Genomic DNA, 15,780 nt, shown 5'->3' on the forward strand with positions numbered 1-15,780 from the left:
AACTAACCTGCGGCGCTGGATTGCAGACCAAGATTGGCACGCTTGTCGACGCGGGCCACGCGCGACAGCAGATACTCGACCTCGGCCTTCGCCGCCGGCGTGATGGTCGCGCCCGGCTTGCGCTGCGCGCTGGAGGCGATGATGCCGCGCTTTTGCAGCACGTATTTGCGCACGGCGAGGCCGGCGCCGGGCTGCTGCTCGTAACGGATCAGCGGCAGATGCGCGTCGAACAGATCATGCGCGGCATCGCGCTTGCCCTCCTTTGACAGGCGCACGACGTCGATCAGAAGCTCGGGGAAGGCGTAGCCGGTCATGGCACCGTCGGCGCCACGCTCCATCTCGAAATCCAGGAACAGGCCGCCATTGCCGCAGAGGATCGAAAGCGGCCGGAGCGAGCCGTCCTTCTGGAAATTGCGCAGCGTGGAGATTTTCTCCAGGCCCGGCCAGTCCTCGTGCTTGAGCATCACGCAGTTCGCATTGTCCATGACGATCTTGCGGATCACTGCAGGCGTAAACACCACCGACAGTGTCAGCGGATAGTCCTGAAGCACCCAGGGCACGTCGGCGCCAATGGCCTCGGCCGCCTGTTTGTAATAGCCGACGATCTGGTCGTCGGTGCGAAGCGACGGCGGCGGCGCGATCATCACGCCGGCAGCACCCGCATCCAACGAGGCGCGCGCCAGCGAGCGCATAGTGGCAAAGCCCGGCGCCGAGACGCCGACGATCACCTGCATCTTCTTGGCGCGCTTGACGAAGCGCACTGCGACCTGCTCGGCCTCCGCGGCGTCGAGCTTCGGCGCCTCGCCGAGGATGCCTAGCACAGTCACGCCGTCGCAGCCGACCTCCTCGTAGAAATCGGTCAGGCGGTCGATCGAGCGCTCGTCGATCCGGCCGTCGTCGTGGAACGGCGTCGGCGCGATTGCGAAGGTGCCCTTGGCGTCGGCGGTAAGCTTCATTGGGTCTCTCTGTCCTGTCGTCTTTCGTCATTCCGGGCTCGCGAGTTCGTCGTGCCCGGAAATGACAGTGTGGCCTAAAACCGCCGCGCGCCCATCTTGATCTGCTCCTCGGAGAAGAAGATCTCCTTGGCATGATCGGCGATATCCTGGGCCTTCCAGCCCGCGTGCGGCGGTTTCCAGCCTTCCATTTCCATCATCCGCATTTCGCGCACGCCACGGGGCCCGGACACGCCCAGCACCTTGCCGGTCTGGTCGCCCGACAAGTCGCTGACCATGTATAGCACGGCCGGCGCGATGCCGTCCGGCCCCAGCGCCGCGCCGGGGTTCTCCTTATAGCGGGGCAGGTCTGCAGTCATGCGGGTCAGCGCGCCCGGGGCCAGGGTCCAGATCCGGATGTTGTATTTGCGGCCCTCGATCGCCAGCACGTTGGACAGCCCCCAGATGCCGCCCTTGGCCGCGCCGTAATTGGTCTGGCCGAAATTGCCGATCAGGCCCGAGGTCGAGGAGGTGTTGACGATGACACCGCCACCGTTTTCCCGCATCCAGCGAAACACCGGCAGGGTGCAACAAAAGGTGCCTTTGAGATGCACCTTGATCACCTTGTCCCAATCCGACTCGGTCGCCTTGGCAAAGGTCTGGTCGCGCAAGATGCCGGCATTGTTGACCAGGATGTCGGCGCGACCAAAATGCCTGATGGCGTCGTCGAACACCGACTGGCCGCCTTCCATGGTGGAGATGTCGGCGCCGTTGGCGACCGCCTTGCCGCCCTCGGCCTTGATCGCATCGACCACGTGCTGCGCCATCGAGGTGTCGGCGCCGGAGCCGTCGCGGGGCCCCCCGAGATCGTTGACGACGACGGATGCCCCTTCCCGCGCGAACAGCCTTGCGTAGGCCTCACCGAGCCCCCCGCCCGCGCCGGTGATCAGCGCGACCTTGCCGTCGAGTAGTCCCATGGTGGCCTCTCCATGTTTGTTGTTTCATTCTCCGTCATGGCCGGGCTTGTCCCGGCCATCCACGGACTTGGTCGCCAACTGCGGAAAAGAACGTGGATGCCCGGGACAAGCCCGGGCATGACGAGATAACTCAGAGCGCGCCGTGCGGCGTCATCACCCCAACACCGTCTTGCCGTTCTTGATCACGGTGACGCCGCGCGACTTCACCTTGGCTTCGAACGAGATCACGTTGCCGTCCTTCCAGAGGTCCATGGTCACGGTCTCGCCGGGATAGACCGGCGAGGAGAACCGCGCCACGTGCTGGCGGAAGGCGGACGGGTCGTAATCGGCATAGGTCTGGAGCACGCCGCGGCAGGTGATGCCGTAGGTGCACATGCCGTGCAGGATCGGGCGCGGGAAGCCGGCCTTTTTCGCAAACTCGGGGTCGGAATGCAGCGGGTTGCGGTCGCCGCAGAGGCGATAGACCAACGCCTGGTCGGGGCGCGTGGTGATGTCGATGGTCTTGTCGGGTTCGCGCGACGGGATCGTGTGCGGATCGGGCTGGGTCAGGTTCGGCCCGCCAAAGCCGCCATCGCCGCGGGCGAAGCGCGAGGCGACCAGGGTCGCAAGCTTCTCGCCCTTCTCGTTCTTGAGCACGGTCTGGTGCTTGATCACCACGCCCTTGTCCTTGCCCTTGTCATAGACCTCGATCACCGAGGAGTCGGCGGTGATGTGGGCTGCGGCCGGCAACGGCTGATGGAATGTGATGTCGCGCTCGCCGTCGACCACCATGACGCGGTTGAGATTCATCTCGCCCGGCCCTGCGCCCCAGGCCGCGACCGACGCAAACGTCGGCACCACCTTCAGCGGCCGCGGCGTCAGCGTGCCTTCGTTAACGAAAGCGAGCTCGTTCTCGTCCATCGGATCGGCGCCGAGCCCGATGCCATAGGCGTAGAGCATGACCTCGCGGTCGCTGTAGGCGTATTTCTGGCCCAGGTTTTTCAGGGCTTTGAGTTCGTCGTATCTGGCGGACATTTTCTTGGTTACCTCCCCGGATTTCTTCTGCACCGCTGCCCGTTACTGTGCCCTCTCCCCTTGTGGGAGAGGGCTGCACCGGCATCAGCAACAAACTCGTTTGGGTGAGGGGTTGGCTCGAGACAGACGGTCTCTCCGCGGAGACAGACCCCTCATCCGGCGCTTCGCGCCACCTTCTCCCACAAGGAGACAAGGAAGAAGTCAGACCGGCGTGAAGAATGGCAGCGGCGCGCCATCGGTCGGCTTGAACACCACCTTCACCTTCTGTCCGATCTTCAGCGTCGTCAGATCGCAATCGACGAAATTGGTCTGAAGCGACGGGCCCTCTTTCAGCGTGACGTAGCCGATGGCGTAGGGACCGGTCGGCGCCTTCCGCATTAGGCTCCAGGTGTAGATCGTGCCCTCGCCCGAACTTTCCTCCCACACCGTTTTGTCCGAATAGCAGAACGGGCAGATCGCACGCGGGAAGTAGTGCGCCTCGCCGCAGGCGGTGCAACGCTTGATCATGAACTTGCCGCGGCTGGCCGCATCCCAGAACGCGGCGGTCTCGGGGTTGGTCACCGGGGCCGGATATTTCTTGGCTTCACTCATCACACGCGCTCCAGAATGGCGGTCGAGGCGGCGTGGCGGACGCCCAGAAGGCCGCCGGTGCCGTGGGCGATGGCGAGGTCGCAGTTCTTGACCTGCACCTTCGGATGCGCCTCGCCGCGCAGCTGCCGGACGGCCTCGAGGATTTTGGTCATGCCGCCGCGGTTGACGGGATGGTTGCTGCACAGGCCGCCGCCGTCGGTGTTGAACGGCAGCTTGCCGATGCCCGAGATGAGGTTGCCGTCGGCGACGAACTTGCCGCCGTCCCCTTTCTTGCAGAAGCCGAGGTCTTCGAGCTGCATCAGCACCGTGATGGTGAAGCTGTCGTAGATCGAGGCGTATTTGATGTCCTGCGGCGTGATGCCGGCTTCCTCGAAGGCGCGCGGGCCGGACCAGATTCCGGCGGAGTAAGTGAGGTCGAGATCCTTGCCGCCGCGCGGGCCCTTCATCGCCTCGCCGTGGCCGATCAGTTTGACCAGCGGCTTCTTCAGGCTCTTGGCAATCTCCGGCGTGGTCACGATCAGCGCGCCGCCGCCGTCGGAGACGACGCAGCAATCCATGCGATGCAGGGGATCGGAGATCATCGGCGAGTTCAGCACGTCCTCGACGGTGACGACGTCCTTGAGCATCGCATGCGGGTTGTATTGCGCGTGATGCGAGGCCGCGACCTTGATCCAGGCCAGTTGCTCCGAGGTGGTGCCGTAGTCGTGCATGTGGCGCATGGCACACATGCCATAGGCATTATGCGTGGTTGCACCGTAAGCGGACTCGAAGTCGGCTTCCGCGCCGGCCGCGCGTGGCGGCATCGCCCCGGTGCGCGGCTTGCCGGCGAGCGTGATCAGCGCGATCGAGCATTTTCCCGCGGCAATTGCTTCCGCGGCATGGCCGAGATGGATGATGTAGGAGCAGCCGCCGGTTTCGGTGGAATCGACGTGGCGGAGCTTTTTGGTGTTCAGGCCGAGATAATCCACCATCGGCCAGGCGCCGCCGGGAGCATCGCCCGCGCAGAAGTAGCCGTCGACATCGTCCTTGCTGATCCCGGCATCCTCGATCGCGCCCTTGGCGACCTCGGCGTGGAGCTGGGCGGTGGATTTGTCCGGCGCATGCCGGGTCGGGTGCTCGTAGATCCCGGCAATGTAGGCCTTGCCCTTGATGGTCAAATAAGGTCTCCGCTGGCGTTTCTCGTTTCCGGTTTTTTCTGAACCGCCGCTGTCCTGTTGGCAAGCGCGGAAATATTCCGTCGGGCGAGAGGCAGCAGGTTGGCGCAATTTCTGTCAGGGATTACCACCTGCCTCGTCATTGCGAGCGTAGCGAAGCAATCCAGGAGTCTTTCCGCGGGTGCATTTCTAGATTGCTTCGCTTCGCTCGCAATGACGGGAACGACGGGCAAAGTCGTAAAGGTGTTTTGCCCCACGACACAAGCGGGCTTTCTTTTTTACGAAAACAACCCCATGCACAGTAGAATGGTGTTTGATTTTAAACAGGAATTCGTAGGGTGGGCAAAGCGAAGCGTGCCCACCTTCTTACGATCCCGGTGAGATGGTGGGCACGGCGCTTCGCGCCTTTGCCCACCCTACGCCGCCGGGCGCACAGCCCTCATCCTGAGGAGCCTGCGAAGCAAGCGTCTCGAAGGATGGCGCCGGGCGAGAGCGGGGCCTTCATGGTTCGAGACGCGCTTCGCGCTCCTCACCATGAGGAGATGAAGTCTACTCGGCCGCGATCTGCCTTGGCGCGGGCGGCGGGCTGGCGAGGTCGGCGGCGAGTTGGGCGTAGCGGGTCTTGGCGTCCGCGACTGCTTTCTCCTTCACCGGGCCGTAGCCGCGGATGCGGTCGGGCAACGAGAGCAGTTCGACCGCGGTGTCGATCGTGAGCGGCGACAACAGCCCGAGCACGGTGGCGACGTCCTTTTCGTAGCCGGCGATCAGGTCGCGCTCGAGCTTGCGGTCGGCGCTATAGCCGAAGATGTCGAGCGGCGTGCCGCGAAGGAACTTGAACTTTGCCAGCGTGCGGAACACACCGAGCATCCATGGGCCGAAGGCGCGCTTCTTCGGGCGTCCCAGCGCATCGACGCCAGAGGCCAAAATCGGCGGGGCGAGGTTGAAGTTGAACGTGAAGTCGCCCTCGAACTGGTCGCGGAGCTGTTTTTCGAAGGCGCCGTCGGTGAAGAGCCGCGCGACCTCGTATTCGTCCTTGTAGGCCAGCAGCTTTGCGTAGTTGATCGCGACCGCACGCGGCAGCGCATCGTCGTAGCCGCCCTTCAGCGCCGCATCGCGAACCTGGTCGACCAGCTTGCGATAGCGCCTGGCGAGACGGCCGTTCTGATAAGCGGTCAGATGCCTGGTGCGATGCTCGATGACCTCGTCCAGCGTCATTGCATCCAAGGACTTGGGCGCGACGACCTCGTCCGTCCCCTTCAGCATCTCCGCAAGGCGCGCGGGGTCGGCGACCGCGAGACGGCCGAGGCCGAAAGCTTCCTTGTTCATCTTGATCGAGACGCCGTTGACCTCGATCGCCTGCTCGATCGCGTCGGCGGACAGCGGCAAGAGACCCTTCTGATAGGCGTAGCCCATCATCATCATGTTGGTGGCGATGCTGTCGCCGAGCAGCTGCTCGGCCGGCTTGGTGAAATCGAAGAACACCGAGTCCTTGTGCAGCGCGGTTTCCAAGAGCCCATTCAGCTTGCGGGTCTGGAAGTTGAAGTCGCGGTTGAGGACGAAGTCGGCGGTGGGAATGACGTGGCTGTTGATGATGCCGCGGGTGCGGCTGGTGTCGCAGAGCGAGATGGTGTCCTTGGCGACCGCAACCACCTCGTCGGCGGCGAGCACGACGTCGGCCGTACCGGTGACGATGCGCGAGCAGGTCACCTCGGCCGGATGATCGGACAGGCGGACGTGGCTCAGCACTGCCCCGCCCTTCTGTGCCAGACCGGACATGTCGAGGATCATCGAGGCCTTGCCCTCGATATGCGCGGCCATGCCGAGCAGCGCGCCGATGGTCAGCACGCCGGTGCCACCGACACCGCCGACTGCGATGTTGTAGGGCTTGTCCAGCGTCGGGCGCGAGGCAGGCTCCGGCAGCGTGCCGATGTCACTGAGATCGGCCGGCGCGCGGTGGCGCGGCTTGCCGCCGTCGACGGTGACGAAGGACGGGCAGAAGCCCTTCACGCAGGAATAATCCTTGTTGCAGGACGACTGGTTGATGGCGCGTTTGCGTCCGAACTCGGTCTCCAGCGGCTCGACCGAGATGCAGTTCGACTGCACAGAGCAGTCGCCGCAGCCTTCGCAGACGGCCGGGTTGATCATGACGCGGCGCGCCGGATCCTCCATCAGGCCGCGCTTGCGGCGGCGGCGCTTTTCGGCGGCGCAGGTCTGCACGAAGACGATCGCGGACGTGCCCTTGAACTCGCGGCACATCTTCATGACGCTGTCGAGTTCGTCGCGGTGATACTTCTTCACGCCGGGCGCGATGGTGTCGGCGGGATAAGCGTCGGGCGCCTCCGAGACCAGGTAGATCTCGCGAATGCCCTCGGCATGGAGCTGGTAGGTGATCTGCTGGGGCGAGAGATCGCCGTCATGGCGCTGGCCGCCGGTCATGGCGACCGCATCGTTGTAGAGGATCTTGTAGGTGATGTTGGTCTTGGAGGCGACCGCCTGGCGGATAGCCAGAAGCCCGGAATGGAAATATGTGCCGTCGCCGAGATTGGCGAAAATGTGCTTCTCGTCGGTGAAGGGCGCGATGCCGACCCACGGCACGCCCTCGCCGCCCATATGGGTGAAGGTCTCGGTCGAACGGTCCATCCACAGCGCCATGAAGTGGCAGCCGATGCCGGCGAGCGCGCGGCTGCCTTCGGGGACCTTGGTCGAGGTGTTGTGGGGGCAGCCGGAGCAGAAATATGGAATGCGGGACACGGGTGCGACCGCCTGCATCTGGGTCGCCTGGCGGCCGTTGAACCAGTCGGCCTTGACGCGGAGCATCTCGGCGATCTCGGGGTTGAGATTAAGCCGGAGAAGTCGCTCGGTAAGCGAGGTCGCAAGCGAGGCGACGCTGAGCTCGGCCGAGAAGGTCAGGAAGCGCTTGTCGTGCTCGTCCATCTTGCCGACGATGCGCGGGCGGACGTCGTCGCGCCAGTTGAACAGCTCCTGCTTGACCTGGTTCTCGACGATCTCGCGCCGTTCCTCGATGATGAAAATTTCCTCGAGGCCGACGGCGAACTGGCGTACGCCTTCCGGCTCCAGCGGCCAGGGCATGCCGATCTTGTAAAGCCGAAGCCCGATCTTGGCGGCGACCTCCTCGGTGATGCCGAGCTCGCGCAGCGCCTGGCGGACGTCCTCATAGCTCTTGCCGGACGCCATGATGCCGAAGCGGGCGTTCGGCGAATCCATCGTGATGCGGTTGACCTTGTTGGCGCGCGCAAAGGCGATCGCGGCAAAGCCCTTGTAGTCCTGCAGGCGCCGGTCCTGGTCGAAGCGGTCGTCCGGCCAGCGCAGATTGAGGCCGCCGGGCGGCAGCTCGAAATCAGGGGGAATGATCAAGGGCTTCATCTCGTCGGTGAGATCGATCTCGGCGGTCGTTTCCACCGTCTCCGTGATCACCTTCATGCCGACCCAGCAGCCGGAGTATCGCGACATCGCGATGCCGAGCAGGCCCATCTCGATCATCTCGTGGATGCTGGACGGGTAGAGATAGGGCATCAGCGCCGACATGAAGGCGTGGTCGGACTGATGCGGGACGGTGGAGGATTTTGCGCCGTGGTCGTCGCCGGCAAGGCACAGCACGCCGCCGTTCTTGGCGGAGCCTGCGGCATTGCCGTGACGGAAGACGTCGCCGCAGCGGTCGACGCCGGGGCCCTTGCCGTACCAGATGCCGACCACGCCGTCATATTTGGCGCCGGGCGAGAGGTTGAGCTGCTGCGAGCCCCAGACCGCGGTGGCCGCCAGGTCCTCGTTCACGCCGGGCTGGAACTTGATGTTGTACTGCTCGAGATGCTTGCGCGCCGCGAACAGCTGCTGGTCGTAGCCGCCGAGCGGCGAGCCGCGATAGCCGGAGATGAAGCCGGCAGTGTTAAGGCCGTTGGCGCGATCGCGCCGGATCTGGGCCATCGGCAAACGAACCAGCGCCTGGATGCCCGTGGTGAAGACGTGTCCGGTGTCCTGGGTGTATTTCTGGTCGAGACTGATCGGACCCTGGTTGATGCCCATTATGTCCTCTTCCGCCCTTTTTGCCGCTTGGCCACTTAAGCCGCTGCCCGCCCGTTGCTTTTAGCTGGGGCGCGCCGACCATCTTCGCCACTCTATGTCGGATATTTCACAGTCCGCATCACAAATCTGCCGCTTCTGCGGCGCCGGGTAAAAATCGCAATTTAGTGCCCGGAAGGTGCCGGCCATTTTCAATTTGTGTCACCATACCCCCGCCACCGCGAAACGACGTGACGCCTCCGTCGTGCGGCTGGGGGCGCTTGGCCGCAGGAGAAGGTCGATGATGCGGACGATTCTGGCTGCCGTGCTGTTGTCCGGTGCGGTTGCGAAGGCCGCTTCGGCGAGCGACCCGTCGCCTGAATTGATCGCCTACGGCAAGGCGCTGGTCGAAGCAGGAGACTGCGCGGGCTGCCACACCGCCGATCCCGCCAAACCCTTCGCGGGCGGGAAGCGCATCGACACGCCCTTCGGCGCGATCTATGCGCCGAACCTGACGCCGGACCGAGAGACCGGAATCGGTGCGTGGACGGATGCCGATTTCACCCGCGCCTTGCGCTACGGCGTTGCGCCTGATGGCTCGAACTATTACCCAGCCTTTCCCTATCCCTACTTCACCAGGATGACGAAGGACGACACGCTGGCGATCCGCGCCTATCTCGGAACGCTCGCGCCCGTCGCCAGCCGCAACAAGCCGCCGGAGCTGCGCTGGCCGTTCGGTTATCGCCGCCTGATGCGGGTCTGGAATTATCTGTTCTTCAAGCCCGGCCTGTTTGAGCCGGATCAGGAAAAGAGCGCGGCGTGGAACAGAGGTGCCTATCTCGTCACCGGGCTCGGCCATTGCGGCGCCTGCCACACGCCGAAGAACTATTTTGGTGCGGACAAGGACGCGCAGGCGTTAGCGGGCAGCGAGATCGGCGGCTGGTTCGCACCACGGCTCGACGGTGCTGCGCGCAGCGGGCTGAAATCCTGGAGCGCCGCGGACATCACTGAGTATCTGCAAAGCGGACGCAATGCCAAAAGCCATGCCGACGGGCCGATGGCAGAGGTGGTCGTGGGCTCGACCTCGAAGATGAGCGATGCCGATGTGCAAGCGATCGCCGTGTACCTGAAAAGCCTGCCGCCGGCGCGGCGCGAGCCGACAGTGACGCCGCCCGACGATGCCGAGATGAGAGCCGGCCAGGCCGTCTATGCGCGGCTTTGCATCGCCTGCCATGAAGCCGATGGCTCGGGGGCGCCGCGGATCTATCCGCCGCTCCCCGCCAACGCGCTGCTGCAATCGATCAACCCATCCTCGACCTTGCGCATCATTCTCGACGGCGCCAAGACCGTGACGACGCCCCGCGCACCCAACACCGGCGAGATGCCGGCCTATGCCAAGCAATTGTCCGACGAGCAGGTCGCGGCGGTGACGAACTACATGCGCAATTCCTGGGGCAATGCGGCGCCGCTGGTGACGCCGGCGCAGGTGGCGAAGGCGCGTAAGCAAGAGCCGTAGCTAGGGCCCCTGCCGCCTCCTCTTCGTCATTGCGAGCGCAGCGAAGCAATCCAGAGTCCATCCGCGGAAAGATGCTGGATTGCTTCGCTGCGCTCGCAATGACGAGTGGATAAAGCTGTGCGAGTGTCGACCAGTTCGACTCGCAGAGACCCCCCTCCCCCGGAATTTGCTCACGTAAATTCCGGCCTCTCCCCGCAGGCGGCAGGGCTACCGCATATGACAGCGGGAGGCTGCCGGATGAGCTCGGCCTGCATGGTTCGAGACGCCCGCTTTGGCGGGCTCCTCACCATGAGGGTCTAATATCTCGCCGCAAAACGCGACCTCATCCTGAGGGCCTGCCGTAGGCGGGCGTCTCGAAGGATGGGCCGCAAGCAAGCTGCCCGCCACGCTTTTCTTCATGTGCGATAGCCTTGCCGCAGGCGGGGAGAGGCGAAAGAAACGCTACCGCTTATCCTCCGTGAACACGAATTTCGGCATCTCCCATTTGTAGCGGACTGCGAGCAAGCGGAAGCTAATGCCGAGGATGAAGGTCAGGATGGTCCAGAGTTCGGCGTTCAGATTAAGTCCGAACGCGGTGGCGTAGAACAGCCCGGTCACCACCGAGACGCTGGCGTAGAGCTCGGCGCGAAACAGCAGCGGCACGTCGTTGCAAAGCACGTCGCGCAGCACGCCGCCGGCGCAGCCCGTTACCATGCCGGACACAATGACGATCGGCAGTGTGGCATCCATCTGCCAGGCGATATCGCAGCCGGTCATCGTGAAGACGACGAGGCCGATGGCATCGAGCACGATGAAGGCGAGGCTCAGCCGATGCACCAGCCGCGCCATCACGATCGTCAGCAGCGCCGCCCCACCCGGCAGAGCGAGATAGATCGGGTTCGCGACCCAGGCCAGCGGATAGTGCCCGAGAAACAGATCGCGCAGCGTGCCGCCCCCGAGCGCCGTGACACAGGCGAGAAGACAGACGCCGACATAGTCCATGCTGCGGCGCCCCGCCGCCAACGCGGCCGTCATGCCTTGCGCCGTCAAGGCAACCAGCGCCAAGACATGCAGCACGCTATCGCTCGGCGGCACGCTCCACATCGATCTATTCCCCATCCCGTGGAACTTACGTCCGCGGTTCCCCGACGAACAGGTTCCCGATTCCCGGCCCGAGAGCAACATGCGACGAAAGCATAAAGGCCGCGGAACTGAATCTCGCATCCACGGGTTGTCCTTGTCTCATAAGCGAGGAGACCAATCGATGGCTGACGACCGTTTTCCCAACGATCCGTATCGCCCGAACTTCGCCGACGATGAGTATCTCCGTGCGGCACGGCGGGATGCGAACCTTCAGGCCGACCCGGAACTGGGCGAAGGCCCCGCTTCGAGTGGCAAGGTCGCGCTGTTTGCCGTGGCTATCGCCTTGGTGCTGGGCGCCGTGTTCTATGGCTTGAACAATACGACCACCAGTAACCAGGCGAGCAATACGCCAGCGACGCAGACCTCGCAGCAGGCGCCCTCTGCCAATCCGGCCGCGCCTCCCGGCATGCGTAGCAACACCGGGCCGGGCGTGACCACGGGTGCTGCGCCGAGCAAGCCGGCCCCGGATACGCAGACGCCGTCTGACGGCGCCAAGTAACGCGACGACGGTCATCGTCCGGCTTGACCTGGCTTGACCTGGCTTGACCGGACGATCCAGTATTCCGAGGCGGTCGAAATTATGTCGAGTGGACGCCGCGTACTGGATGCCCCGCCGGAGCCTGTCATGGGCTCGTCGAGGGCGAGACCCGGCGGCGAGCCATGACGTGGAGAGCGAAATAGAGCGGCGGGATGAAACTCCCGCCGCTTTCATTTGCCGCTAGCTGAACATCTTGTTGAGCTCGCCGCCGGAATAGCCGCTGCCGAGTTCGGCGAAAGTCCCCTTCTCCGCCATCTCCTTCGCCGCACGCATGAAGCCGCCCCAGGCGACGCGCGCGAGCGAACCGCCGACGCTGATCCGGCGCACGCCGAGATCGGCGGCTTCCTGCAACGACAGCCCGGAGCCGCCGATCAAGAGATTGAACGGCTTTGGATGCACCGCCTTCACCACCGCGGCGATATCCTCGCGGCTCTTCAGGCCAGGCGCGTAGAGACAGTCGGCGCCGGCGTCCGCATAGGCGGTGAGCCGGTCAATCACGAGATTGAGGTCGGCGACGCCCCAGAGATACGCCTCGCAGCGGCCGACCAGCAGCGTGCCGCTGTCGCCGATCGCCTTGCGCGCCGCCTTGATGCGCTCGATCGCAAGCGCGCGGTCGTAGATCGGCTTGTCCTTGTCGCCGGTGGAATCCTCGATCGAGAGGCCGGCGACGCCGGTGCGCACCCCGCGCTCGACATTTTCCCCGACCCGATCGGGCTCGACGGCAAAGCCGCCCTCGAAATCGGCGTTCACGGGGATGTCGACGGCCGAGCACAATGCTGCCAGATGCTGACAAACGTCTTCGACGGTGACGTGGTTGTCGGCCTTGCCGATGGTCCAGGCAAAGCCGGCGCTGGACGACGCAAGCGCCTTGAAGCCGAGATGCTGCAACGCCTTGGCGCTGCCGACGTCGAACGGATTGGGCAGGATGAAGCAGCCGCTGTCGTGCATCTTCCTGAACGTCGCGCGCTTGTCCGCGGTCGTGACCTGCATGTTTCTCTCCCTGATTGTTGGCGGCGCAGACATAGGCACGCTCGCGGGGCAGCGCCAGTGCGCCCCCGGCAGCGCTAGTGCGCGTCGTGCACGGCGCGGCTGTCCTTTGGCGCCTGCTCGCGATCGTTCATGCCGTAGTCGCGGATGACGCTGGCGATGCGCAGGCGGTAGTCGGCGAAGATCTGGCTGCGGCCCTTGGCCTGGCTGCGACGATGCTCCATCGTGTTGCGCCAGGTCTCGACCGCCGCCTCGTCGCGCCAGAACGACACCGACAGGATCTTGCCCTTCTCGGTCAGGCTTTCGAAGCGCTCGACCGAGATGAAGCCATCGATGGTTTGCAGGATCGGCTTCAGGTCGGCTGCGATGTCGAAATAATTCTGGCGGTGTTCCGGCTTAGGCCAGACCTCGAAGATCACGGCGATCATTAGGCGTCTCCCGCTATGCGTGGTTCGCCTATAATACCACTTTGCGCAGGAAGGTGCGCTCCTCTGCGAGGATGAATTTGTGCTCCTCCGCAAAGCGGAAATTCGCCATGCCTTCGGCATCCTGCCGCAGCCGCGCGCGATAGGCCTCGTAGGCGGCGAGACTCTCGAAACTGATCAGCGCAAAGGCGATGTTGTTGGTGCCCTCGTGCGGCATGAAATAGCCGATCAGCTCGCCGCCGCATTTCGGAATGATGGTGAGCCAGCGCTTCGAATATTCCTCGAACTGCGCGCGCTTGAACGGATCGAGCTGGTAGCGGATGAAGACGGTGATGGACATGGTGGGCTCCTGTTTTCTTCTCCGTCATTTGCGAGCGCAGCGAAGCAATCCGGTATACCTCTGCGGAGACAGTCTGGATTGCTTCGTCGCTTCGCTCCTCGCAATGACGAACTGGTGAGAGAATACGCGCTTGCCCGGCCTCAATGCTTCGGCTATCATCGAAGCATGAAATCAGGACCCGACATCGCCATGGTCGCTTCGCTGGTCGGCGACCCCGCCCGTGCCAACATGCTCACGGCGCTGATGAACGGCCGCGCCCTGACCGCGAGCGAGCTGGCGCAGGAGGCCGGCATCACGCCGCAGACCGCGAGCTCGCATCTGTCCAAGCTCGAGGCCGGTGGCCTCATTGAGCCCGAGAAGCAGGGCCGCCACCGTTACTACCGCCTCACCGATCCCGATGTTGCCGGCGTGCTCGAAGGGCTCGCCGGGCTTGCCGCGCGCACCGGCCACATGCGCGTGCGCACCGGGCCGAAGGATCCGGCGCTGCGGCGTGCGCGGATCTGCTACGACCATCTCGCCGGCGATCTCGGCGTGCAGATGCTCGACTCCTTGCGCGAACGGCGCCTGATCAAGCAGAAGAAGCAGGAGATCGAGCTGACGCCGGACGGCCAGCGCTTCCTGAGCGAGCATTTGCAGATTTCATCGGGGATGCTGACCCATCCGCGCCGTCCCGTCTGCAAGGCCTGCCTCGACTGGAGCGAGCGGCGCCACCATCTCGCCGGCATGCTGGGTGCGGCGATGATGAATCGCTTCACCGAACTGAAATGGGCCGCCCGCGACGCCACGCCCGGCAGCCGCGTAGTGAATTTCACCCGCACCGGCGAGAAGCAGTTTGCCGCGCTGTTCGGGAATGGGAAGGACTAGCCACGCAAATTGTGTGAGACCACACAATCGCGTGTGAGCGACCCTTCTCGTCATGGGCGGACTTGACGCGGCTATCCACGTCTTTATTGCGGCTCGCACGTGAATGAGACTTTGTCTCGCAGCGGCAGTTCCAGTCAGAGCCCTTCCCATGAACCGCATCCTCACGGCCGCGCTCGCCGCCGCCCTCCTCGCCGCGCCTCTCGCATCCCACGCCGCCGACAGCCCGCAGCGCGAGCCCTACGGCATCGCGCTCGAGGGCTTTGCCTATCCCAACCCCGTGCAGCTGCTGCCGATCGTCAATGACGGCGAGCAGCTCGGCATGGCCTATATGGACGTGGCCCCAGTCCAGCCGAACGGCCGCACCGTGGTGCTGCTGCACGGGCGCAATTTTCCGTCGAGCTATTGGGCGCCCGTGATCAAGATGCTGAGCGAAGCCGGCTACCGCGTCGTGGTGCCAGACCAGGTCGGCTTCGGCAAATCTTCCAAACCGGCAGGCGAATTGCATTTCGACACGCTGGCGCGCAACACCATCGCGCTGCTCGATCATCTCAAGATCGACAAGGCCGAGATCGTCGCCCATTCGCTCGGCGGCATGCTGGGGGTGCGCATCGCGCGCGCCTATCCGGATCGCGTTGGGCACCTGGTGCTGACTGCACCGATCGGGCTCGAGGACTACCGGCTTTACGTGCCGCCGACGCCGACCGAGAAGATCATCGAGACCGAAGACAAGCTCACCGCCGACGGCTATCGCAAGCAGCTCCAGACCAACTACGCGATCAAGCTGCCGAGCGAGGCGATCACGCCGTTCATCGATGCCCGCTTCAACATCAAGGGCAGCCCGGATTATCCGCGCTGGCTTCGCGCCTTCGTCAGCTCCGGCCAGATGATCTATCGCGAGCCGGTCGCGCACGAGATCCCGCTCATCACCGGGCCGACGCTGTTCATCATGGGCGCCGACGACCACAACGCGCCGGGCCGGCCAAACGCGCCGGAGGCGCTGCGCGCAAAAATGGGAGAGAACGCCGAGCTCGCGAAGGCCCTTGCCGCGAAGATGCCGAATGCGCGCGCCGAGGTGATCCCGGACACTGGCCATCTCGTCTTCCTGGAGGCGCCGGACAAGTACAGGGAATTGGTGCTGGGCTTTCTCGGCCGCTGACGCCGCCTGCGTGTCGCCTCAGGCAGCACGTGGCGAGTGTTCATGCCGCATTCAGGTCATGATTGGCAGGTTTGGATCGCGACGTATCGGCACGTTTGTCTGCCAAATTTAACGTGTCGAATCGTGGCTTTTGATTCATTGTGCGCC

14 protein-coding genes are annotated in these 15,780 nt (G+C 64.3%); 4 read left to right on the forward strand and 10 right to left on the reverse strand.

Going from position 1 to position 15,780, the window contains the following annotated elements:
• Nucleotides 1-2 precede the first annotated feature (2 nt).
• From FXV83_RS03460 to FXV83_RS03485, 6 genes are all read right to left on the reverse strand, one after another.
• On the reverse strand, nt 3-956 hold the full coding sequence (locus FXV83_RS03460; protein WP_148737786.1) for a dihydrodipicolinate synthase family protein: 954 nt from the start codon (nt 954-956) through the stop codon (nt 3-5).
• 74 nt (nt 957-1,030) lie between these two features.
• On the reverse strand, nt 1,031-1,909 hold the full coding sequence (locus FXV83_RS03465; protein ID WP_148737788.1) for an SDR family oxidoreductase: 879 nt from the start codon (nt 1,907-1,909) through the stop codon (nt 1,031-1,033).
• 153 nt (nt 1,910-2,062) lie between these two features.
• On the reverse strand, nt 2,063-2,923 hold the full coding sequence (locus tag FXV83_RS03470; protein ID WP_148737790.1) for a MaoC family dehydratase: 861 nt from the start codon (nt 2,921-2,923) through the stop codon (nt 2,063-2,065).
• Nucleotides 2,924-3,124: 201 nt separating this feature from the next.
• Nucleotides 3,125-3,514: a Zn-ribbon domain-containing OB-fold protein gene (locus FXV83_RS03475; protein WP_148737792.1), complete on the reverse strand. Its 390-nt coding sequence runs from the start codon at nt 3,512-3,514 to the stop codon at nt 3,125-3,127.
• On the reverse strand, nt 3,514-4,671 hold the full coding sequence (locus FXV83_RS03480) for a thiolase domain-containing protein (RefSeq protein WP_148737793.1): 1,158 nt from the start codon (nt 4,669-4,671) through the stop codon (nt 3,514-3,516). Before FXV83_RS03480 ends, FXV83_RS03475 begins: the two co-directional genes overlap by 1 nt.
• A gap of 546 nt (nt 4,672-5,217) precedes the next feature.
• Complete coding sequence (locus FXV83_RS03485; protein WP_148737795.1) at nt 5,218-8,709, reverse strand: indolepyruvate ferredoxin oxidoreductase family protein; 3,492 nt, start codon at nt 8,707-8,709, stop codon at nt 5,218-5,220.
• A 280-nt stretch (nt 8,710-8,989) separates the two neighbouring features.
• Between FXV83_RS03485 and FXV83_RS03490 the strand changes: the two genes are divergently transcribed.
• Nucleotides 8,990-10,201 carry a c-type cytochrome gene (locus FXV83_RS03490; protein ID WP_148737989.1) on the forward strand — a complete coding sequence of 404 codons (1,212 nt, stop codon included), beginning with the start codon at nt 8,990-8,992 and terminating at the stop codon, nt 10,199-10,201.
• A 441-nt stretch (nt 10,202-10,642) separates the two neighbouring features.
• Here FXV83_RS03490 and FXV83_RS03495 read toward each other — a convergent pair whose 3' ends face one another.
• Nucleotides 10,643-11,284, reverse strand: a complete 642-nt coding sequence (locus FXV83_RS03495; protein ID WP_148737797.1) for a trimeric intracellular cation channel family protein — start codon at nt 11,282-11,284, stop codon at nt 10,643-10,645.
• 160 nt (nt 11,285-11,444) lie between these two features.
• On the opposite strand from FXV83_RS03495, the gene FXV83_RS03500 reads away from it, so the two are divergent.
• Complete coding sequence (locus FXV83_RS03500) at nt 11,445-11,822, forward strand: hypothetical protein (RefSeq protein ID WP_148737799.1); 378 nt, start codon at nt 11,445-11,447, stop codon at nt 11,820-11,822.
• Nucleotides 11,823-12,041: 219 nt separating this feature from the next.
• On the opposite strand, the gene FXV83_RS03505 is transcribed toward FXV83_RS03500, so the two are convergent.
• From FXV83_RS03505 to FXV83_RS03515, 3 genes are all read right to left on the reverse strand, one after another.
• Nucleotides 12,042-12,851: an isocitrate lyase/PEP mutase family protein gene (locus tag FXV83_RS03505; protein WP_148737801.1), complete on the reverse strand. Its 810-nt coding sequence runs from the start codon at nt 12,849-12,851 to the stop codon at nt 12,042-12,044.
• Nucleotides 12,852-12,925: 74 nt separating this feature from the next.
• A complete protein-coding gene (locus tag FXV83_RS03510; RefSeq protein WP_148737803.1) occupies nt 12,926-13,276 on the reverse strand; it encodes an antibiotic biosynthesis monooxygenase family protein in 351 nt (116 codons plus the stop codon).
• A 28-nt stretch (nt 13,277-13,304) separates the two neighbouring features.
• Nucleotides 13,305-13,613: an NIPSNAP family protein gene (locus FXV83_RS03515; RefSeq protein WP_148737805.1), complete on the reverse strand. Its 309-nt coding sequence runs from the start codon at nt 13,611-13,613 to the stop codon at nt 13,305-13,307.
• A 165-nt stretch (nt 13,614-13,778) separates the two neighbouring features.
• Here FXV83_RS03515 and FXV83_RS03520 point away from each other — a divergent pair, with 165 nt between their 5' ends.
• The gene (locus FXV83_RS03520; protein WP_187435631.1) at nt 13,779-14,477 is read left to right on the forward strand and encodes an ArsR family transcriptional regulator; all 699 of its coding nucleotides are present in this window, start codon (nt 13,779-13,781) and stop codon (nt 14,475-14,477) included.
• Between the two features lie 148 nt (nt 14,478-14,625).
• Complete coding sequence (locus FXV83_RS03525; protein WP_148737807.1) at nt 14,626-15,633, forward strand: alpha/beta fold hydrolase; 1,008 nt, start codon at nt 14,626-14,628, stop codon at nt 15,631-15,633.
• The last annotated feature ends 147 nt before the right edge of the window (nt 15,634-15,780 follow it).

The sequence above is a fragment of the Bradyrhizobium hipponense genome (assembly GCF_008123965.1).
Taxonomy (GTDB): domain Bacteria; phylum Pseudomonadota; class Alphaproteobacteria; order Rhizobiales; family Xanthobacteraceae; genus Bradyrhizobium; species Bradyrhizobium hipponense.